The following is a 20,200-nucleotide window of genomic DNA, read 5'->3' on the forward strand; positions in this document are numbered from 1 at the left end:
TGGGCCGCGTCAATAGCCCCCGACCCTAATCATGTACCGCTTAATTATTTGCGGCAATCACAACGTGCCGCTGTCGTTTTCTACGCCCTGGGGGGGGGGGGGGGGGGGGGGCCCCCCCCCGCGCGCCCCCACGGGCGAGGGGTTTCTCTCTGCGAGAGACACTGCTCCTGAATTTGCGGATGCAACCCCTCATCCGGCGCTTCGCGCCACCTTCTCCCACAAGGGGAGAAGGAAAAACGCCTAATCCCCCTTCACGAATTTCGCGAATGCATCCGCATGGTCCGGGTGCCAGCGTGACAACGGCGGGCGGTTCTCCACGATGTCGCCGGCGGCCCACAGCATGCGCTTTTCATCGAGCGCGCGCGGGACGTCGTTGTCCGGGCACAGAATGTAGAAATCCCCGGCCTCCAGCCGCGCCAACATGAAATTCACGGTCTGCTCGGCCGTCCAGGCGCCGGCCGGCTTCTCTGTGCGGCCCTTCGCGGTAAGGCCCGTAAAGACGAAGCCGGGAATCAGCAGATGCGCGGTGATGCGGCAACCCGCAGTGTTGCGCAGGTCGTGCTGGAGCGCTTCCGTAAAAGCTTTCACGCCTGCCTTGGAGACGTTGTAGGCGGGATCGCCGGGCGGGGTGGTGATGCCCTGCTTCGACCCGGTGTTGATGATGAGCCCCGCCCTGCCGCGCGCGATCATGTTGGGCGCGAAGATGCGCGAGCCGTTGATGATGCCCCACATGTTGACGCCGATGATGCGCTGCCAGTTGTCGGGTTCGCCGAACAGCGTGCTGCCGGGCTGGATGCCCGCATTGTTCATGAGGATGTCGGTGCCGCCGAAGCGCTCGTGGACGGCGCGCTCCAGTTCCATCACGCTCTCGGCCTTGCTGACGTCAATCGCGAAGGTCATCACATGTGCGGCGGACGTGAGGGATGAGAGTCTTGTCGCGGCGTCCGCCAGCCGCGCCTGATCCACATCGGCGATACACACCTTCACGCCGTTTCGCGCGAAGGCTGCGGCGGCGGCGAATCCGATGCCGGACGCGCCACCGGTGATCACGGCAACATTGTCTTTGATGATCGCGGGATGTGGCATGGATCGGTCTCCGGGGAGGGGCTCGGTCGTGCTATAACATGGCACTCGCGCGACCCCGCACAAGTCGGCATGGGAGGTGTTCGTTCCGCGCCGACTCTACGCCTCTACTTTACGCCTGTCCGGCATCGCAGTAGTCTATCGACCAACGATCCCACCCAGATCGAACCAATCAATCATTGACAGGGAGTTCAGCCATGGCTGTGTCGCAGGCTATTCCGATCACGCGCCATCCATTCGCCAACGGATCCTACAAGCAGATGCTGATCGACGGGAAGTGGGTCGATGCTGCCTCAGGCAAGCGCTTCGAGACCCACAACCCCGCGACCGGCGAACTGCTCGCAACAGTGGCCGAGGGCGACAAGGAAGATATCGATCGCGCAGTTGCTGCCGCTCGCCGCGCCTTCGAAGGGCCCTGGAGCAAGGTCAAGCCGTTCGAGCGGCAGAATCTGCTCCTGAAGCTTGCCGACCTCGTCGAGAAGAATTTCGACGAATTGTCGCAGCTCGACACGCTCGACATGGGCGCGCCGCTCAGCCGTACCCGTGCCTATCGCCTGCGCGCCGTCGGCATGCTGCGCTATTATGCCGGCCAGTCCACCGCGATCCATGGCGAGACCATCGAGAACTCGCTGCCCGGCGAAATCTTCTCCTACACGCTGAAGGAGCCGATCGGCGTCGTCGGCGCCATCATTCCCTGGAACGGTCCCTTGACTGCGACGATCTGGAAGATCGGTCCGGCGATCGCGACCGGCTGCACCGTCGTGCTCAAACCGGCCGAAGAAGCGCCGCTGACCTCGCTGCGCATCGCCGAGCTCGCGATGGAAGCGGGCGTTCCGCCCGGCGTCATCAACGTCGTGCCTGGCTATGGCGAGACTGCGGGCGCGGCGCTTGCCGCACACCACGACGTCGACAAGGTTGCCTTCACCGGCTCGCATGTCACGGGCCAGTCGATCATCCGCGCCTCGGCCGGCAACCTCAAGCGCGTCTCGCTCGAGCTCGGCGGCAAGTCGCCGGACATCGTGTTCGCGGATGCCGATCTCGATGCGGCCGTGCCGGGCGCTGCGATGGCGGTGTTCGCCAATTCGGGACAGATCTGCAGCGCCGGCACCCGGCTTTTCGTCGAGCAGTCGATCTATGAGGAGTTCGTCGGCCGCGTGGCCGAGTTCGGCAAGAAACTGCAGGTCGGCAACGGCCTCGATCCCAACACCCAGATCGGACCGCTGGTGTCCGAGCAACAGCTCGAGCGCGTCACCAGCTATCTCGACATCGGCCAAAAGGAAGGCGCGCGGGCGCTTGCCGGCGGTGGCCGCGTCACCGAAGGCGCGCTTGCAAAAGGCTTCTTCGTCTCGCCGACAGTGTTCGCGGGCGTCCAGGACAATATGCGCATCGCGCAGGAGGAGATCTTTGGTCCCGTCATTTCGGCGATCGCGTTCAAGGACATGGACGAGCTGGTCAAGCGCGCCAACGCCACCACGTTCGGTCTCGGCTCGGGCCTGTGGACGCGGGACGTCAGCAAGGCGCATGCGGTCGCGAAGAGGCTCCGTGCCGGTTCGGTGTGGGTGAACTGCTACCAGGCGATGGACCCGGCCGTGCCCTTCGGCGGCTACAAGATGAGCGGCTACGGCCGCGAATCCGGCAAGCAGCACGTCGAGGAATATCTCAACGTGAAGGCGGTGTGGATCAAGACGGCGTAACACTGGTCTTTCCCGCGTTCCGCGGGAGGGAATATCTGCTTTTGCAGGGGCGGCGCCTTCTCTCGGTAGCCGCCCCTCGCTAAATGATGCGCATCCTTCCTTCGCCATTCGAGGCCAGCATGAAATTCGAGGCGTTGTTTCAACCGTTGCAGGTCGGTCCGTACACGCTCGCGCATCGCGTCGCGATGGCGCCGTTGACGCGCATGAGGGCCGAGCGCGAGAGCTTTTCGCCGCGGCCGCTCAACGCCGAATATTACGGCCAGCGCGCCACCCAAGGCGGCCTGCTCATCGCCGAGGCCTCGCCCGTGCTCTCGCACGGCCGCGGTAATCCAGCGACGCCCGGCATCTATTCGGAGACGCAGATCGCGGGCTGGCGCAAGGTGGTCGACGCCGTGCACGCCAAGGGCGGCATCATCTTTCTCCAGCTCTGGCACGTCGGCCGCGTCTCGCATTCCTCCTTCCACGGCGGGGAGCTGCCGGTCTCGGCCTCCGCGATCCCGATCAAGGCCGAAGGCATGAAGGCGATGACTGCCGACGGCAAGATCTCCAACTATGAGACGCCGCGCGCGCTGGACACGGATGAAGTCAAGGGCATCGTCGAAGCCTTCAGGCAGGGTGCGAAGAACGCGCTGGCCGCCGGCTTCGACGGGGTCGAGATCCACGGCGCCAACGGCTATCTGCTCGAGCAATTCCTGCAATCACGCAGCAACCAGCGCACCGATCAATATGGCGGTTCGATCGAGAACCGCGCGCGGCTTCTGCTCGAAGTGACCGAGGCCGCGATCGACGTCTGGGGCGCGGGCCGCGTCGGCGTGCGGCTGTCGCCCCACGGCATCGCCAATGATTCCGGCGAGCCCGATCCGATGCCGCTCTACACGCACGTGGTCAACGCGCTCGACAAGCTCGGTCTTGCCTATCTGCATTTCATCGAACCGCGCTCCAGCGGCTCGGGGCGCGCCGAAGTCAACTGGCAGAACGTGCCGTCGGCGATGCTGCTGTTCCGCCCGCTCTACAGCGGCGTGCTGATGACCGCCGGCGGATTTACCGGCGAGACCGCGAACGCCGCCATTGCGGAGGGGCATGCTGACATCATCGCCTTCGGCCGCATCTTCATCTCCAACCCCGATCTGCCGCTCCGCCTGCAGCACGATTACCCTCTCACGCCGTATAACCGTGCGACGTTTTACGGTGGCGAGGAGAAGGGTTATACGGATTATCCCGCGTACGACGAACTGACGCCGGTCTGACACTGCTGTAGCCCGGATGAGCAAAGCGATATCCGGGGTTCACTCAAGCTCTGGTCTCCCCGGATGTCGCTTCGCTCATCCGGGCTACAGAGTTATTGTGTTGCCCCGACTGACACCACGACTCCGCCATTGCGAGCGCAGCGAAGCAATCCAGACTGCCTCGGCGGAAAGACTCTGAATTGCTTCGCTGCGCTCGCAATGACGAGAGGAGAGACAATGGCCAAAGCCGCAGCCGCCGCAGGTATAGCCACCGGCCAGTGCCTCTGCGGCAGGGTTACCTTCGAGATCGACGTTCCCGCACGCTGGGCCTGGCACGATCACTCCGCCGCCAGCCGTCGCGCCCACGGCGCCGCCTATGCAACCTATGTCGGAAGCTGGAAGAAGCGGTTTCGCATCACCGCAGGTAAGACGGCGCTGACGCGCTACGAGGACAAGGCAACGAAGACCGCGCGCAGCTTCTGCGCGCATTGCGGCACGCCGATCGCATATGAGCGCCCGCGCGGGCCGCATATGGTCAACATCCCCCGTGCGCTGTTTAGGGAACGCACCGGCCGCCAGCCGCTCTATCACGTCGCGATCGAAGAGCTGCAGGAATGGACCTATACCGGCGAGCCGCTGGTGCCGCTGAAAGGCTTTCCCGGTGTGGTCTGGCAGCGCTCGAAAAAAAAGAAGCGGGCGAGCGGCGAGGATCCGTTCGAGTTGGGGCGCGAGGAGATGTAGCGCTGTCCCACGCAACGCAGCCATGACCGCGCTTCCTTGCGCGCCTCCCGCGATTTCGGCCATCATGCTTTTTGCCTTGCGGCAACGTCCGCCTCTGGAGGAAACATGAAGAACAAGATCACCGGCCGCTCCGCCTTTCTCGCGTTGCTCAAGGACGAGGGCATCACGCATCTGTTCGGCAATCCCGGCACCACCGAGCTGCCGATCATGCATGCGCTGAAGGATCACCCTGACCTCGCCTATGTGATGGCGATGCAGGAGAGCCTGGTGGTGGCGATCGCGGATGGCTATAGCCGCGCCTCCGGAAAGCTGGTCGCCTGCAACGTCCATGTCGCGCCCGGCCTCGGCAACGCGATGGGCTCGCTCTACAACGCCCAGTTCACGGGCACGCCGATGATCCTGACCGCGGGCCAGCAGGAGCAGGGCCACGGACTGATGGAGCCGGTGCTGTATGGGCCGCTGGTGCGCATGGCCGAGCCGCTGGTGAAATGGGCGGTCGAGGTGACGCGGCTCGAGGATCTGCCGCGCATCGTGCGCCGCGCCGCAAAAGTCGCAACCACCCCGCCGACCGGGCCGGTGTTCATTTCATTGCCCGGCGATATCCTCAACAGCGAGGCAGGGATCGATCTCGGTCGCTCCACCCGCATTGACGCTCGCACAAGGCCATCGGATGAGGCACTGAAGGCGTTCGCCGCCCGACTGCTCAGGGCCGAGCGTCCCGTGATCGTCACCATGGACGAAGTGGTCAAGAGCGATGCGCTGATGGAGGCCGCCGAACTCGCAGAACTACTCGGCGCGGCTGCCTACCAATCCTCGACGCCCTATGGCTCGCACTTCCTCTCGGAGAGCCCGAGCTTCGTCGGCACGCTGGCACGTGTCCAGAAAGTCGCGCGCGACACGCTTGCGCCCTTCGACCTCTTGATCGCGCTCGGCGGCGATCCCTTGCGGATGTCGGTCTACAGCGAGGTCGACGCGCTGCCGGAGGGCCTTGGCATCGTGCAGATCGGCCTCGGCGATTGGGAGATCGCCAAGAACTACGGGGCTGAGATCGCGCTGAAGGCGGATTTGAAGGAAACGCTGCGCGCGCTGATCCCGGTGTTGAAGGAGATGGGCGGCGCTGCCCTGGCGAGCCGCGCGAAGCAACGGCTGACCGAACTCGCGCCGAGGAACTGGACCGCGCGGCGCACCGCGCTGGTCGAGCAGATCGGCAAGGCCGCGGACCGCAGCCCCATCGATCCGGACTGGCTGGTGCTGCAAATGGTCGAGGCCATGCCCGCTAATGCCATCCTCGTGGACGAAGGCCTCACCTCGAGCCGCCAGATCACGGCCTTGCGTGCGCACCGCGATCGCTTCGGCTATCACGGCCTTGCCTCCGGCGGCATCGGCTGGGGCCTGCCGGCCTCCGTCGGCGCCAGCATCGCCAATCCCGATCGCCCGGTGGTCTGCTTCTCCGGCGACGGCAGCGCGATGTATTCGATCCAGTCGCTGTGGACAGCGGCGCATCACAAGCTGCCGCTCAATGTGGTCATTGCCAACAATGGCGGCTACCGCATCATCAAGCAGCGCCTGCTCGCCTTCCACGGCGACGACAATTACGTCGGCATGGATTTTGTCGATCCGCCGGTGGATTTCGCGGGCGTGGCTAAGGCGCTGGGATGTGAGGCAATCAAAGTCAGCGATCCCCGAGAGTTGAAGGCGACGCTGGCGTCGGCGTTTGGCCGGCCGGGGACGAAACTGATCGAGGTGATGGTGGACGGGAAGCTGTAGGGCAGCGTCACCTGCGGCATTGGTGCCGCCACATTATCAGTCGTGATCACCCGCGAAGGCGGGTGATCCAGTATTCCAGAGGCGGCGGTGATTGAGTCGAGACGTTGCGGCGTACTGGATGCCCCGGTCAAGCCGGGGCATGACAGCGTACCTAGCGGCGCTACCCCTTTCTCCCCACTCTGAACCCTGCCGCCGGATGCGGCGCACCTAGCCGCGCCCGCCCCTCGCCGAACAGCTTCTCGCGTAGCGTGCCCTGCGCGTACTCCGCCTTGTACCGCCCGCGTCGCGTCAGCTCCGGCACCAGCATGTCGGCGATGTCCTCGAAATCGCCGGGCGAGATCGCGAAGGCGACGTTGAGGCCGTCGACATCGGTCGCCTCGAACCACGCCTCGATCTTGTCCGCGACCATTTCCGGCGTGCCGACCACGACGGGACCTGCGCCGCCGACGCCGACATGCTCGATGACGTCGCGCACGGTCCAGACGCGATCGGGATCGGCGCGGGTGACGTTATCGAGTGCGCTGCGGCCGGCATCGTTCTGAACATGGCGCACCTGCTGATCGAGCTCGTAGCCGGAGAAGTCGATTCCGGTCCATCCCGACATCAGCGCCAGCGCGCCTTCCGGGCTGATGTGGCGGCGATAGTCGGCATATTTTTCGTTCGCTTCGGCTTCCGTCCGCCCGAGGATGATCGTCATCATCGAGAACATCAGGATTTCCGCCGGATTGCGGCCGAACGCGGCGGCCTCCTGACGGATCGCCGATACGCGCGGCGCGATCACCTTGGCTGACGGCCCCGACATGAACACGCATTCGGCGTGCCGTGCCGCGAACTGCCGTCCGCGCGGCGAGGTGCCGGCCTGATACAGCACGGGCGTCCGCTGCGGCGACGGTTCGCTCAGGTGGATGGTGTTGTTGATGCGGTAGTTCGCGCCCTCGTGGTTGACGCGACGGACCTTTGTGGGATCGGTGAAGATGCCGCGCGTGCGGTCGCGCAGCACGGCGTCGTCCTCCCAACTCCCTTCCCAGAGCTTGTAGACGACCTCCATATATTCGTCCGCGATCTCGTAGCGGTCGTCGTGCCCGATCTGCTTGTCCTTGCCGGCGCCGCGCGCGGCGCTGTCGAGATAGCCGGTGACGACGTTCCAGCCGATACGCCCCTCGGTGAGATGATCGAGCGTCGACATCCGCCGCGCGAACGGATAGGGCGGCTCGAAGGAGAGATTGCTGGTGACGCCGAAGCCGAGATTCTGCGTCACGGCGGCCATTGCCGACAGCAGCAGCAGCGGATCGTTCGAGGGCGACTGGGCTGCGTTGCGCAAGGCTGCGTCAGGACTGTTGCCGTAGACGTCATAGACGCCGAGCACGTCGGCCAGGAACAGTCCGTCGAAACGGCCGCGCTCCAGCGTTCTGGCAAGATCGATCCAATAGGGCAGGCGGTTATATTCGGCAGTGCGGTCGCGCGGATGGGTCCACAAGCCCGGTGATTGGTGCGCGACGCAATTCATCGCAAATGCATTGAGCCTGATCTGCTTGGCCATGATGGTCCCCCGGCGCCCTGTACCGGGCGCTCTTCGAATGATAGAGCTGCGCCCGAACTTGGCGAAGTTCTTGCATATAGCGCGACGTTGGCAAGGCCAAAATCAGCGGCGCTGCCGCGCTTGGCAAGCCAATCTCAAGAGAGCAAGAACGAAATCCCAAGACTATCGAAGTCCCCGCCACTTTCGGAGGCCTGCCCGTATCGGGTATGCTCCTTCGCCTCGCAACCTAAAAAAGAAAATAATGACCAGAGCCGATGCCATCGCCCGCGCCCGTGACGATTTTCAATCGGGCGCGTTCCTCGCCGAACTCGACCGCCGCGTCGCCTACCAGACCGAGAGCCAGAATCCGAACCGGAGCGTCGAGCTGCGCGCCTATCTGGAACAGGAGATGGTGCCCGCTTTTGCCGCGCTCGATTTCGAAAGCCGGATGATCGAATCTCCCAGCGGCAAGGCGCCGTTCCTGTTCGCCGAACATCACGAAAGTGAGGCGGCGCCGACCGTGCTGATCTACGGCCATGGCGACGTCGTCGACGGGATGGAAGGCGAGTGGCGCGACGGCCGCGATCCCTGGCGCACCACGGTTTCGGGCACGCGTCTCTACGGTCGCGGCACCGCCGACAACAAGGGCCAGCACAGCATCAACATGGCGGCACTCCGCGCGGTGCGCGAGGCCCGCGGCGGCAAGCTCGGCTTCAACGCCAAGTTCATCCTCGAGATGGGCGAGGAGATCGGCTCGCCGGATCTCGGCAAGGTCTGCGATCTCAATCGCGATGCACTCAAGGCCGATCTGTTCGTGGCCTCCGACGGGCCGCGCCTGTCCGCCGACCGTCCGACCCTATTCCTCGGCTGCCGTGGCGGCATCCGCATTCATCTCGATGTGAACGTTCGCGACGGCGGTCATCACTCCGGCAATTGGGGCGGTGTGCTCGCCAACCCCGCGACCATTCTGGTCAACGCGATCTCGACGCTGGTCGACGGCCACGGTCGCCTTCAGCTGGACGCGCTGAAGCCGCCGCGCCTCACCAACCAGATCCGAAGCTATCTTGCGGACGTGCAGGTGGTGCCGACCGAGGACGAGCCGGCGTTGGCCGAGAACTGGGGCGAGGAGGGTCTTTCGGCGGCCGAGCGGCTCTATGCCTGGAACACGCTCGAAGTGCTGGCGATGTCGTCGGGAAACATCGAGAAGCCGGCCAACGCCATTCCCGGCCACGCCAATGCCGTGCTGCAACTGCGCTTCGTGGTCGGCACCAAGGTCGACGGCCTGATCGAAGCCGTCCGTGCGCATCTGGTCGAAAGGGGTTTTCCGATGGTCGAAGTGCGGGCCGCACAGAGCTTCGCGGCATCGCGCACCGATTTCGACAGCCCCTGGATCGCATGGGCGGCGAATTCGGTGAAGGAGACCACCGGCAAAGTGCCGGCGGTGCTGCCGAATTTCGGCGGCTCGCTGCCCAATGACGTGTTTTCCGAGATATTGGGCCTGCCGACGATCTGGGTGCCGCACTCCTATCCCGGCTGCTCCCAGCATGCGCCCAATGAGCACATCCTGCTGCCATTGACCGAAGAGGCCTTGACGGTGATGGCCGGCCTGTTCTGGGATCTCGGGGAATTGCCAAGCCCGCTAACAAGCCCGCTAACGCGCCCGCCCGCCGGCCTGAGCCGTTAACCGGAGCCGCGATCCAGCCAAAAGTCACATTCTATTCCAACCCAATTTGTGCTTGCATCCCGCCGGCATCATCCTGAAAGGGGACCAAAACGTGAAACATTTCCGTAGCATCGGCCTCGCGCTCGCCGCGACCTTCGCCGTCGGCCAGGCCGGGGCCGAGGAGCTGACCGGCACGCTCAAGAACATCAAGGACACCGGCGCCATTACGCTCGGCTTCCGCGACTCCTCGATCCCGTTCTCTTATCTCGACGACAACCAGAAGCCCATCGGCTACGCGATGGACATCTGCTACAAGATCGTCGACGCCGTGAAGAAGGAGCTCAAGCTCGACAAGCTCGAGGTCAAGCTCAATCCGGTGACCTCGGCGACCCGGATCCCGCTGATGGCGAACGGCACCATCGATCTCGAATGCGGCTCGACCACCAACAATGCCGAGCGCCAGAAGCAGGTTGCCTTCACCAACACCCATTATTTGACGGCCAGCCGCTACGTCTTCAAGAAGTCGAGTGGCCTGAAGGCGATTGACGACCTCAAGGGAAAATCGGTGGTTTCCACTGCCGGCACCACCAACATCAAACAGCTCACCGAGGCCAATGTTGCAAAAAGCCTCGGCGCAAACATCATTCCGGCCAAGGACCACGCCGAGGCCTTCCTGATGGTCGAGACCGACCGTGCGGTCGCCTTCGTGATGGATGATATCCTGCTCGCGAGCCTCGTTGCCGGCTCGAAGTCGCCCGATGACTACGTCATCTCCAAGGACGCGTTCTCCAAGCCTGAGCCCTACGGCATCATGCTGCGCAAGGACGACGCGGCCTTCAAGAAGGTCGTCGACGCGGCGACCGCTGCGCTCTACACCTCCGGCGAGGGCCAGAAGATCTACGACAAGTGGTTCACGCAGAAGATCCCGCCGAAGGGCCTCAATCTCAACACGCCGATCTCGGCCGAGCTGAAGAACGAGTTTGCCAAGCCGACGGACTCGCCAAACCCGGACGATTATAAGTAAGCTATAACCTCGATCTTTCGATCGGGATCGTGTCCGGCCATCTTGACTCCAGGATGGCCGGACATTTGCATAGGCGCCAGGACATCGATGACTGGCGCGTTCGCGCGGGGGACACGTGAACTACAACTGGAACTGGGGAATCTTTTTCCAGCCGAACCCGATGGGGACCGGCACCTATCTCGACATGCTGTTGTCGGGCCTGGTGCTGACCCTCAAGACGGGTGCGCTCGCCTGGATCATCGCGCTGATCACCGGATCGATCGTCGGCGTGATGCGCACACTGCCGTCGAAGGGAGCGTACTGGTTCGGCTTTGCCTATGTTGAATTCTTCCGCAACATGCCGCTGCTGGTGCAGCTCTTCCTGTGGTTTTTCGTGCTGCCGGAAGTGTTGCCAAGGTCCGCGGGATTGTGGCTGAAACAACTGCCGAACGCGCCGTTCTGGACGGCCGCGATTGGCATCGGGTTCTTCATGTCGGCGCGCGTCGCCGTGCAGTTGCAGGCCGGCATCGGATCGCTGCCGCGCGGGCAGAAGATGGCGGCGACCGCACTCGGCCTGACGACCCTGCAGGCTTATCGCTACATCCTGCTGCCGATGGCTTTTCGCATCATCCTGCCGCCGCTGACGTCCGAGTTCCTCAACACCATCAAGAACACGGCTGTGGCCATCACCATTGGTTTGCTCGAACTGACCGGCCAGGCGCGCTCGATGCAGGAATTCTCGTTCCAGGTGTTCGAGGCCTTCACCGCTGCGACCATCCTCTATCTCCTCGTCAACGCCGTCGTCGTGACCGCGATGCGCTTCCTCGAGCGCTGGGTCGCGATCCCCGGCTACATCACGGGGAAGTAGCGCCATGTTCAGCAATTTTGATTTCGGGGTCATCATCCGCACGCTGCCCTATCTATTCTATGAGGGCATGACGTTCACGCTGATGCTGACCGGGCTTGCTGCACTCGGCGGCCTCGTCTTCGGCACAGCGATCGCGCTGATGCGGCTGTCCGGCTACAAGGTGCTGGGCCGCATCGCGGGCGTCTATGTCGACTTCATGCGCTCGCTGCCGCTGGTGCTGGTGATCTTCTGGTTCTACTTCCTGGTGCCCTATATCGGGCAATGGGTAACTGGCGCGTCGCGTCCGATCAGTGTCGGCGCGTTCGCGTCCTCGCTCATCACCTTCATCATGTTCGAGGCCGCGTACTTCTCCGAGATCATGCGTGCCGGCATCCAGTCGATCTCGCGCGGCCAGCCGGCCGCAGCCAACGCGCTCGGCCTGACCTACGCCCAGACCATGCGCTACGTCGTGCTGCCGCAGGCCTTCCGCAACATGCTGCCGGTCCTGATCACGCAGACCATCGTGCTGTTCCAGGACACCTCACTGGTCTATGTGCTGTCGATCACCGATTTCCTCGGTGCGGCAAGCAAGGTCGCGCAGCGCGACGGCCGTCTGGTCGAAATGTATCTATTCGCAGCGATCGTCTACTTCACCATCTCCTGTATCGCGTCCTTCGGCGTTCGCCGCCTGCAGGCGCGCATCGCCATCATTCGATAGAGTTTGCCATGATCGAGATCAGCCACGTCGACAAATGGTACAGCCCGGCCTTCCAGGTGCTGACCGACTGCACCACCAGCGTCGCCAAGGGCGAGGTGGTCGTGGTCTGCGGTCCGTCGGGATCAGGCAAGTCGACGCTGATCAAATGCGTCAACGCGCTGGAGCCGTTCCAGAAAGGCGACATCAGCGTCGATGGCACCAAGGTCAACGACCCCAGGACCAATCTGCCCAAGCTGCGCGCGCGGGTCGGCATGGTGTTCCAGCACTTCGAGCTGTTCCCGCATCTGAAGATCATCGACAATCTCTGCCTCGCGCAGCAGAAGGTGCTCGACCGGTCGCGCGACAAGGCGGTGGCGAAAGGCATGCAGCTGCTGGAGCGGGTCGGCCTGAAGGAACAGGCGCAAAAATTTCCCGCGAACCTGTCCGGCGGCCAGCAGCAGCGCGTGGCGATCGCCCGCGCGCTCGCGATGGATCCCATCGTCATGCTGTTCGACGAGCCGACCTCGGCGCTCGACCCCGAAATGGTGAGCGAGGTGCTCGACGTCATGGTAGACCTCGCCCATGAGGGCATGACCATGATGGTCGTGACGCACGAGATGGGCTTTGCCCGCAAGGTCGCCAACCGCGTGATCTTCATGGACCGCGGCGAGATCGTCGAGGACGCCCCGAAGGACGATTTCTTCGGCAAGCCCCGCAGCGACCGCGCGCAGAAGTTCTTGTCGAAGATTCTGTCGCATTGATCCCACTGTCATTCCGCGACGTGCCTCCTGGCGCTGGTCGGGAATGACGGGTTGAGGGTTTCGTGGCACCGACAAATCCCTTATACCAGCGGGTAATCCCTATTCCCGCCAGGAGACCTGCCTTGGATCCGATCGCCTATGTCAACGGCTCATTCGTCCCGCTTTCGGACGCCAAAATTTCGGTCCTCGATCGCGGCTTCCTGTTCGCCGACGGCATCTATGAGGTCTCGGCCGTGCTCGACGGCAAGTTGGTCGACAATGCCTCGCATCTGGCGCGGCTGGAGCGCTCGGTCGGCGAGATCAAGCTGAGGCTCCCGGAGACGGTCGAGCGCATCACCGAGATCCAGCAGGAGCTGATTGCACGCAACAAGGTCGAGAACGGCCTCGTCTATCTCCAGGTCACCCGCGGCGCCGACAAGGGCCGCGACTTCGCCTTCCCCAAGGGCGACGTCAAGTCGAGCCTGGTGATGTTCACGTCGGAGAAGGACATCATCAACGCCGCCTCGGCCAAGACCGGCATCAATGTGATCACCGTGCCCGACATCCGCTGGGAGCGGCGTGACATCAAGAGCGTAGCATTGCTGGCGCAAGTGCTGGCAAAGCAGGCCGCGGCCGAAGCCGGTGCGGGCGAAGCCTGGATGCTGGAAGACGGTTACGTCACCGAAGGCGGTTCGTCTTCAGCGTTCATCCTGACCCAGGACGACGTCATCGTGACCCGCAAGAACTCCAACGCGATCCTGCCGGGCTGCACCCGCAAGGCGGTGGTGGCGCTGGCGGAAGAGCGTCAGCTCCGCGTCGAAGAGCGTTCCTTCACGGTCGCCGAGGCGCTCGCCGCCAAGGAAGCCTTCGCCACCTCGGCGTCGCTGTTCGTCCAGCCGGTGGTTGCGATCGACGGCAAGAAGGTCGGCGACGGCAAGCCCGGCCCGATGGCCATGCGGCTGCGCGAGATCTACGTGGAGTTCGCGAAGGCGACGGCGGTTTAAGCTACCCACCGCCGTCATCGCCCGGCTTGACCGGGCGATCCAGTAGTCCGTGACGGAGTGCTGGACTCGAGAAGCCGCGGCGTACTGGATGCCCCGGTTAAGCCGGGGCGTGACAGGCGAATGTATTGAGGCAGTTTGGCCTCATGCGTCAGCACCTCACGCCACCGACGCCTTCACCTTCACCGGATGAACCGCACGGAACGCGATCGCTAGCCTGTTCCAGGCATTGATGGCGCCGATCAGCATGGTCAGGTTCACCGTCTCCGCATCGGAGAATTGCGCGCGGACCTGCTCGTAGACGTCATCAGGCACGTGCGTCTCGGCGATCAGCGTCACTGATTCCGTCCAGGCCAGCGCGGCGCGCTCGCGGTCGGTGTAGAGCGGCGATTCGCGCCAGGCGTTGAGCAGATAGATGCGCTGCTCGGTCTCGCCGCGCTTGCGGGCGTCCTCGGTGTGCATGTTGATGCAGAAGGCGCAGCCGTTGATCTGCGACGCGCGGATCTTGACGAGCTCGATCAGCGATTTCTCGAGGCCCGTCGACTGGATCTGCTCTTCCAGTGCCATCAGCGCCTTCATCGTGTCGGGTGCGGCCTGGTAGAAATTCATGCGGGGTTTCATGGTCGTTCTCCTTGCTTGCTGGGTCGATGTCAGTGGGCGCCGCCGGCCGAGGCGTGGCCGGCCTTCTTCAGGAAGAGGGTGGCGATCAGCGCGACGATCAGTGCCACGCCGAGCAGATAGAAGGTGTCGCTGAAGGCGAGGATATAGGCCTGCTTCTGCACGATATGGCCGATCGCAACATAGGCGCGATGCAACGCGTCCGCCCGGTCGAGAATGCCGTGATTGACGAAGTATTGGGTGAGCTGTTCCAGCCGCGTCCGCGTCGCCTGCTCGAACAGCGAGACTGACTGCATCAGCACGTTGGAGTGATACTGCTCGCGCTTGGTCAGCAGCGTCTGCAACAGCGCGATGCCGACGGCGCCGCCGAGGTTGCGCATCATGTTGAACAGGCCGGAGGCCGAGCCCGCGTTCTCCGGTTCGATGCCTGAGGTCGCCACCGCAGACAGCGGCGCCATCACCAGCGCCTGGCCGATCGCACGAACCACATTGGGCCAGAGCAATTGATCGGCGGCATAGTTGCCGGTCATGTAGATGTTCATGAAGTTGGAGGCCGCGAACAGGACGAAGCCGGCGCCGATGATGAGCCGCGCATCGAGCTTCTGCATCAAACGCGGCACCAGCGGGATCAGCAAGAGCTGCGGCAGGCCGGTCCAGGCCAGCACCATGCCGATCTGCTCGGCATTATAGCCTTGGATGCGGGCCAGATATTGCGGCAGGATGAACACAGAACCGTAGAGCGCGATTCCCAGCAGGAAATTCGCAAGCATGCCGAAGCCGAAATTGCGGCGGACCAGCAGGCGCAGGTTGAGGAGGGGCTTCGTCACGGTCAGCTCGATGATCAGGAAGGCGGTCAGCGCCACGGCCGCGATGACGGACAGCTTGACGATGAAGGGCGAGCCGAACCAGTCGTCCTTATTGCCTTCCTCGAGCACGGTCTGCAGCGCCGACAGTCCGATCGCCATGGCGATGATGCCGGCCCAGTCGCCGTCGCGCAGTAGTGCCAGCTTCATCGGCTTTGCATCGAGGGCGTACCAGAGCATGCCGACCATGATCCCGCCCGGGATGACATTGACGTAGAAGATGTACTGCCAGCCAAAATTTTCGGTGAGATAGCCGCCGATGGTCGGGCCGATCGCGGGCGCGAACGTCGCCGACAGCGCGAACAGCGCAAGGCCGACCGGCTGCTTTCCGCGCGGCAGCAATGTGATGATGAGCGTGAACGCCATCGGAATCAGCACGCCGCCGGTAAACCCTTGCACCGCCCGCAGCACGATCATCTGCGGCAGGTCTTGCGCCAACGCACAGGCGGCCGACAGAACCAGGAACAGGACCGCGTTGGTGAGCAGATAGATGCGGATCGAGAACACCTGCGCCAGCCAGCCCGACAGCGGGATCACCACGATCTCCGCGATCAGATAAGAGGTCGAGATCCAGCCGCCATCGTCGATGCCGGCGCCGATCGCGCCCTGGATGTCGGCGAGCGAAGCATTGACGATCTGGATGTTCAGCACCGCCATGAAGGCGCCGAGTGTCGCGCCGATCACGGCAATCCAGGTTTTGGTCGAAACCACCGGCGTGGCGGCCGCGGCCGGAGCAGGAATGCTGGTGGCGGAAGTGGCGTTCAGGGCGGGTTGGAGCGTGCTCATGAAGGGCCTCGTCTCGGGTACGGAGACAGGATGCATCAGGCGGATGGCTTCGATCATCGGGAAGCGTGGGAAGGATCATCCGGCAGGACTTGATATTGCTGCCGGAGCCGGCCTTTAGCCTCCGTTGGGTCGCGTCGCATTGTCGGCGAGGCGCTTGGCCGTCTCGCGCTCGGCCATGACGGCCTGTTTGGTGTCGATAGTCGGCGCCGCGGACATGCCGGGGCGCAGCAGCCCGGTCAGGCTGTGGTCGTCGAGCACGATCTTCACCGGCACCCGTTGCACGATCTTGGTGAAATTGCCGGTGGCGTTGTCGGGCGGCAGCAGCGCGAACTCAAGTCCGCTGGCCGGCGACAGGCTGTCGACATGGCCGCGCAGGGTCTGGTTACGGAAACTGTCGACGTGCAGCTCGACCGGCTGGCCGGCGCGGACATGAGTGAGCTGCGTCTCCTTGAAATTCGCCACGACATAGACTGCATCGAGCGGCACCACCGCCATCAATTGCGTGCCGGCTTGCACGAACTGTCCCACGCGCAGTGAGCGGGCGCCGACCGTGCCGTCGACCGGCGCGGCAATCTCGGTGTAGGAGAGATTCAGGGTCGCCTGCTCCGCGACCGCGCGCGCGTGCTCGAGTTGGGCCATGGCCTGCGCGCGCTGGGTGGTGAGCACGTCGATCTTGCGTTGCGCGGCCACGAGCCCCGACCTGGCATGTTGCAGTTGCGCGTTGCTGGCGCGCAACGCGGCGTCCGTCTGTTGTGCGCGCTGAATCGTGCCTGAGCCCGATTTCATCAAATCGTCGTAGCGGGCGCGCTCCTCCTGCGCAAATTTCAGATTCGCGTCCGCAGCAGCAACATCGGCCGTGCTCTGCTCGATGATCGGCTGCTGGAGTTCGAGCTGGGCGTCGAGGTTGCGCACCGACGCTTCCGCCGCGGCGACATCGGCGCGGGCCTGGTCGAGCGCCGCCTTGAAGTCGCGGTCGTCGATCTTCGCCAGCAGCTGGCCCGCTTTGACCTTTTCGTTGTCACTGACCAGCACCTTGGCGATGTAGCCCGAGACTTTTGGCGCGACGATCGTGGAGTCGGCCTTCACATAGGCGTCGTCGGTTGTCTCGAGATAACGGCCATTGACCCAGTAGTCGTGTCCGTAATGGACAATCGCTGCTGTGCCCGCGAGGAACGCGAGCGCCAACGCCGCCCGCCGAACCATATTCCGGGTCGGACCACGCACCGGCGCCGGCTGAGAAGCTTGCAGTATCTCAGTCGCTTGCTGGAAGTTTTCGGTGCGGGGCATCTCGGACATGGCAGTCTCCTATCGGGTCGTTGGGACTATCGGTCTTCTTCGCTCGATCGATAATCGACGAAATACCGGAAGGATTATCCGCTGAGAGTGGATAGTCCGGGAATCCCGCCTTCGCGTATGGTCTACCGAGCCGAAGGTGCGACTGCCCCAGAGCGATTGCCGCCTCTGTCGAGGGATTGCGGCCAACCCATCCGCCATCCGCGCGCGAGCCGATCCGACGGATAATCGGACAGAATTCCTTGCGATTATCGACCAAGAGCGGATAATCAGTCGGCATGGACCGATTGACGAGCCTCGAAGTCTTTAGCCGGGTGGTCGAGACCGGCGGCTTCTCTGCAGCAGCCCGCAAGCTCAACATGTCGACCACCATGGTGAGCAATCACGTCCAGGCGCTGGAAGACCGGCTCGGGGTGAGGCTGCTTCAGCGCACCACGCGTAAGGTCAATCTCACCGAGATCGGCAAGGCCTACTACGACCGCTGCATCCAGATCCTCGCCGATATCGAACAGGCCGACGATATCGCGAGCGAATTGCAGTCGGTGCCCCGCGGCACGCTACGGATCCACGTCGCCACGCACATGGTGCCGTTCGTCGCGCCCGTGGTGGCGAAGCTCCTGTCGGCGTATCCAGAGCTCAAGATCGATCTGCGCATGGGCGAAGCCGACATCGACCTCATCGAAGAAGGCTACGATGTTGCCCTGCGCATGACCGCGCCGCCGGATTCGAGCCTGATCGTCCGCAGCCTTGCCACCTGGCGTCACGTGCTGTGCTGCTCGCACGACTATCTCGACAAGCACGGTCGCGTGCAGAAGCTCGATGAGCTCACCACGCACAATTGCGGGCGCCATTTGAACTATCCGTTCGGCGACGATTGGCGCTTTTTCGATCGCAAGGGCGCGCCGGCATCGGTACGCATCTCCGGCAGCTTCGTCACCAACAGCGGTGAGGCCTTGCGGAAGGTGGCGCTGGAAGGCGCTGCCGTCTGCCTGATGGCCGGCTTTCTCGTTCGGGACGATCTCGAAGCCGGTCGGCTCGTTCGCCTGCTGCCCGAGTACCGGCCGGTCGAGATGTCGATGAACGCCGTCTATCCGCACCGGCATCATCTGTCGGCGAAGGTCAGGACCTTCATCGACATGCTCGTGCATCACAGCGCCGAGCAGCAGAAGCTGATCAATCCGTATTCATGAGTGGCGCGGCGGCGGCAATCGCCCGAACACGGCGTCGAGTGCCATGCCGATCGCAAGCAGGCGGCGATCGCTGCCCGCGGGGCCGTCCAATTCAAGCCCGATCGGCAGTTTGCTCCGGGTGCCGAGCGCGATTGGAATCTGGATGCCGGGAATGCCGGCATTGCTGCCGGGATCGGTGTTCTGGATGAACAGGGCGAAATTCTCCAGGCTGCTGGAATCGGGATTGGAGGCAATGGCCACGCGCAGCGTGGTCGGGAAGGCGATGGCATCGAGCCGGTTGTCGGCGAAAGTCCTGCTGTAGAGCGCCTGAAGCGCGGGGCGCGCTGTGTTGATCGCGGCGTCGTAGATCGGCTTGGCGTCAACCAGCGTGCCATCGGGGGCGGGCAGTTTGCGCGGGATCACCAGCCCATCATAGGTGCCCTTCACGTCTGCGCTGGATATCTCCGCTGCCAGCGCCACGATGCTGAGGCCGGTACCGGTGTGTCTAAGATAGGCGACCATGTCGTCATAGGCCTCATACAGCACGACGGGAAAGCTTACCTGGCCGTTGAGTTCGGCGAGCAGAGGCATCTCGATTTCGATGACGGTGACGCCCTGCGCCTTCATTTTCGAGACGGCCGCCTGGAATGCGGCGTCCGTGTCGGCGTCGAGATTGGTCAGTGTGGCTTTCACGATGCCGATCCGTACCTGGTTCAGATCGGCCGGCGCGATAGTATCGCCGCCCGTAATGACGCGGTCGAGCAGTGCGACATCCGCTATGGTCGCGGCCATGGGACCCGCGGTGTCGCGGGTGTGCGAGAGCGGTGCGATGCCGTCTTGCGGATAGCGGCCGATCGTCGGACGCAGCGAGGCGCAGCCGTTCAGCGCAGCCGGCACCCGGACCGATCCGCCGGTATCGGTGCCGAGCCCGCCTGCCACGATGCGCGCGCCAATCGCGGTACCGGTCCCGGAGGAGGAGCCGCCCGCGATCAGGGCGCGGTCATAGGCGTTGCGCACGCCGAACTCCGCGCCGGTCTTGAATGCGGTGTTGTAGCCGGAGATGCCGAAGGCGAGCTCGTGCATGCTGGTCTTGCCGATGATGACCGCGCCCGCCGCACGCAGCTTTGCGACCACCGGCGCGTCGCCCCTCGGAACGTAATGTTTCAGCGCTGGCGTTCCCGCGCTGCACGGGAGCCCCGCGACCTCGATATTGTCCTTGATCACGATGGGAACGCCGCCGAGCGGCTTGTCCTTGTTGTCGTTCGCGTCGAATGCGGCCGCAGCCTTCAGGGCGCCGGCCTCGTCCAGGGTGACGAAGGCATTCAGATCGGCATTGGCCGTGGCGCGGGCGAGAGCTTCCGTCGTGAGCGCGGTGCTCGTGATTTTTCCGGCGCGGAGGTCGGCCACAGCCTGGGTCAGGGTCAACTGGTCGAAATCCATGAGGCGTCACCTCGTTGCAGGAGCGCCATCAGGGCGCGCCTCGGCTCCAG

Annotated in this window: 17 protein-coding genes; 11 read left to right on the plus strand and 6 right to left on the minus strand. The window is 63.8% G+C overall.

The genetic code is table 11. From position 1 onward, the window contains the following. Positions 1 to 240: 240 nt before the first annotated feature. Positions 241 to 1,086 carry an SDR family NAD(P)-dependent oxidoreductase gene (locus tag AC0L23_RS12705; RefSeq protein ID WP_085361235.1) on the minus strand — a complete coding sequence of 282 codons (846 nt, stop codon included), beginning with the start codon at positions 1,084 to 1,086 and terminating at the stop codon, positions 241 to 243. A gap of 194 nt (positions 1,087 to 1,280) precedes the next feature. Between AC0L23_RS12705 and AC0L23_RS12710 the strand changes: the two genes are divergently transcribed. The 4 genes from AC0L23_RS12710 to AC0L23_RS12725 all read left to right on the plus strand — a co-directional run bounded on the left by AC0L23_RS12710 (position 1,281) and on the right by AC0L23_RS12725 (position 6,511). Further along, the gene (locus AC0L23_RS12710; RefSeq protein ID WP_085361236.1) at positions 1,281 to 2,777 is read left to right on the plus strand and encodes an aldehyde dehydrogenase family protein; all 1,497 of its coding nucleotides are present in this window, start codon (positions 1,281 to 1,283) and stop codon (positions 2,775 to 2,777) included. A 119-nt stretch (positions 2,778 to 2,896) separates the two neighbouring features. Further along, positions 2,897 to 4,024: an alkene reductase gene (locus AC0L23_RS12715; RefSeq protein ID WP_026232520.1), complete on the plus strand. Its 1,128-nt coding sequence runs from the start codon at positions 2,897 to 2,899 to the stop codon at positions 4,022 to 4,024. A 216-nt stretch (positions 4,025 to 4,240) separates the two neighbouring features. After that, positions 4,241 to 4,744, plus strand: coding sequence for a GFA family protein (locus AC0L23_RS12720; RefSeq protein ID WP_085361237.1), 504 nt, complete (start codon positions 4,241 to 4,243; stop codon positions 4,742 to 4,744). Positions 4,745 to 4,849: 105 nt separating this feature from the next. Next, the gene (locus AC0L23_RS12725) at positions 4,850 to 6,511 is read left to right on the plus strand and encodes a thiamine pyrophosphate-binding protein (RefSeq protein ID WP_018453377.1); all 1,662 of its coding nucleotides are present in this window, start codon (positions 4,850 to 4,852) and stop codon (positions 6,509 to 6,511) included. Between the two features lie 160 nt (positions 6,512 to 6,671). On the opposite strand, the gene AC0L23_RS12730 is transcribed toward AC0L23_RS12725, so the two are convergent. After that, positions 6,672 to 8,051 (minus strand): LLM class flavin-dependent oxidoreductase, encoded by a 1,380-nt coding sequence (locus AC0L23_RS12730; protein WP_085361238.1) that lies wholly within the window; start codon positions 8,049 to 8,051, stop codon positions 6,672 to 6,674. Between the two features lie 241 nt (positions 8,052 to 8,292). Between AC0L23_RS12730 and AC0L23_RS12735 the strand changes: the two genes are divergently transcribed. The 6 genes from AC0L23_RS12735 (at position 8,293) to AC0L23_RS12760 (ending at position 13,984) form a co-directional block, all read left to right on the plus strand. After that, positions 8,293 to 9,714, plus strand: coding sequence for a M20 family metallopeptidase (locus tag AC0L23_RS12735; RefSeq protein WP_085350151.1), 1,422 nt, complete (start codon positions 8,293 to 8,295; stop codon positions 9,712 to 9,714). 91 nt (positions 9,715 to 9,805) lie between these two features. Next, the gene (locus tag AC0L23_RS12740; RefSeq protein WP_026232521.1) at positions 9,806 to 10,717 is read left to right on the plus strand and encodes an amino acid ABC transporter substrate-binding protein; all 912 of its coding nucleotides are present in this window, start codon (positions 9,806 to 9,808) and stop codon (positions 10,715 to 10,717) included. Positions 10,718 to 10,832: 115 nt separating this feature from the next. After that, positions 10,833 to 11,564, plus strand: coding sequence for an amino acid ABC transporter permease (locus AC0L23_RS12745; protein ID WP_026232522.1), 732 nt, complete (start codon positions 10,833 to 10,835; stop codon positions 11,562 to 11,564). Between the two features lie 4 nt (positions 11,565 to 11,568). Beyond that, complete coding sequence (locus tag AC0L23_RS12750; RefSeq protein WP_018453382.1) at positions 11,569 to 12,261, plus strand: amino acid ABC transporter permease; 693 nt, start codon at positions 11,569 to 11,571, stop codon at positions 12,259 to 12,261. 8 nt (positions 12,262 to 12,269) lie between these two features. Beyond that, on the plus strand, positions 12,270 to 13,001 hold the full coding sequence (locus AC0L23_RS12755; protein WP_018453383.1) for an amino acid ABC transporter ATP-binding protein: 732 nt from the start codon (positions 12,270 to 12,272) through the stop codon (positions 12,999 to 13,001). 122 nt (positions 13,002 to 13,123) lie between these two features. After that, positions 13,124 to 13,984, plus strand: a complete 861-nt coding sequence (locus AC0L23_RS12760; RefSeq protein WP_085350150.1) for a D-amino-acid transaminase — start codon at positions 13,124 to 13,126, stop codon at positions 13,982 to 13,984. Positions 13,985 to 14,140: 156 nt separating this feature from the next. Here AC0L23_RS12760 and AC0L23_RS12765 read toward each other — a convergent pair whose 3' ends face one another. From AC0L23_RS12765 to AC0L23_RS12775, 3 genes are all read right to left on the minus strand, one after another. Next, positions 14,141 to 14,602: a carboxymuconolactone decarboxylase family protein gene (locus tag AC0L23_RS12765; protein ID WP_085350148.1), complete on the minus strand. Its 462-nt coding sequence runs from the start codon at positions 14,600 to 14,602 to the stop codon at positions 14,141 to 14,143. Positions 14,603 to 14,631: 29 nt separating this feature from the next. Next, a complete protein-coding gene (locus AC0L23_RS12770; protein ID WP_085361291.1) occupies positions 14,632 to 16,248 on the minus strand; it encodes an MDR family MFS transporter in 1,617 nt (538 codons plus the stop codon). 114 nt (positions 16,249 to 16,362) lie between these two features. Next, entirely contained in the window at positions 16,363 to 17,544 is a 1,182-nt protein-coding gene (locus AC0L23_RS12775) for an HlyD family secretion protein (RefSeq protein WP_085350146.1), read from the minus strand. 275 nt (positions 17,545 to 17,819) lie between these two features. On the opposite strand from AC0L23_RS12775, the gene AC0L23_RS12780 reads away from it, so the two are divergent. Beyond that, positions 17,820 to 18,731: a LysR family transcriptional regulator gene (locus tag AC0L23_RS12780; RefSeq protein WP_085350144.1), complete on the plus strand. Its 912-nt coding sequence runs from the start codon at positions 17,820 to 17,822 to the stop codon at positions 18,729 to 18,731. Here the strand turns inward: AC0L23_RS12780 and iaaH are convergent. Continuing rightward, positions 18,726 to 20,150: an indoleacetamide hydrolase gene (gene iaaH, locus AC0L23_RS12785; RefSeq protein ID WP_085361239.1), complete on the minus strand. Its 1,425-nt coding sequence runs from the start codon at positions 20,148 to 20,150 to the stop codon at positions 18,726 to 18,728. The two genes, AC0L23_RS12780 and iaaH, sit on opposite strands and share 6 nt — an antisense overlap. Positions 20,151 to 20,200: the final 50 nt, after the last annotated feature.

It is taken from the genome of Bradyrhizobium sp. MI1.4 (genome assembly GCF_055811315.1).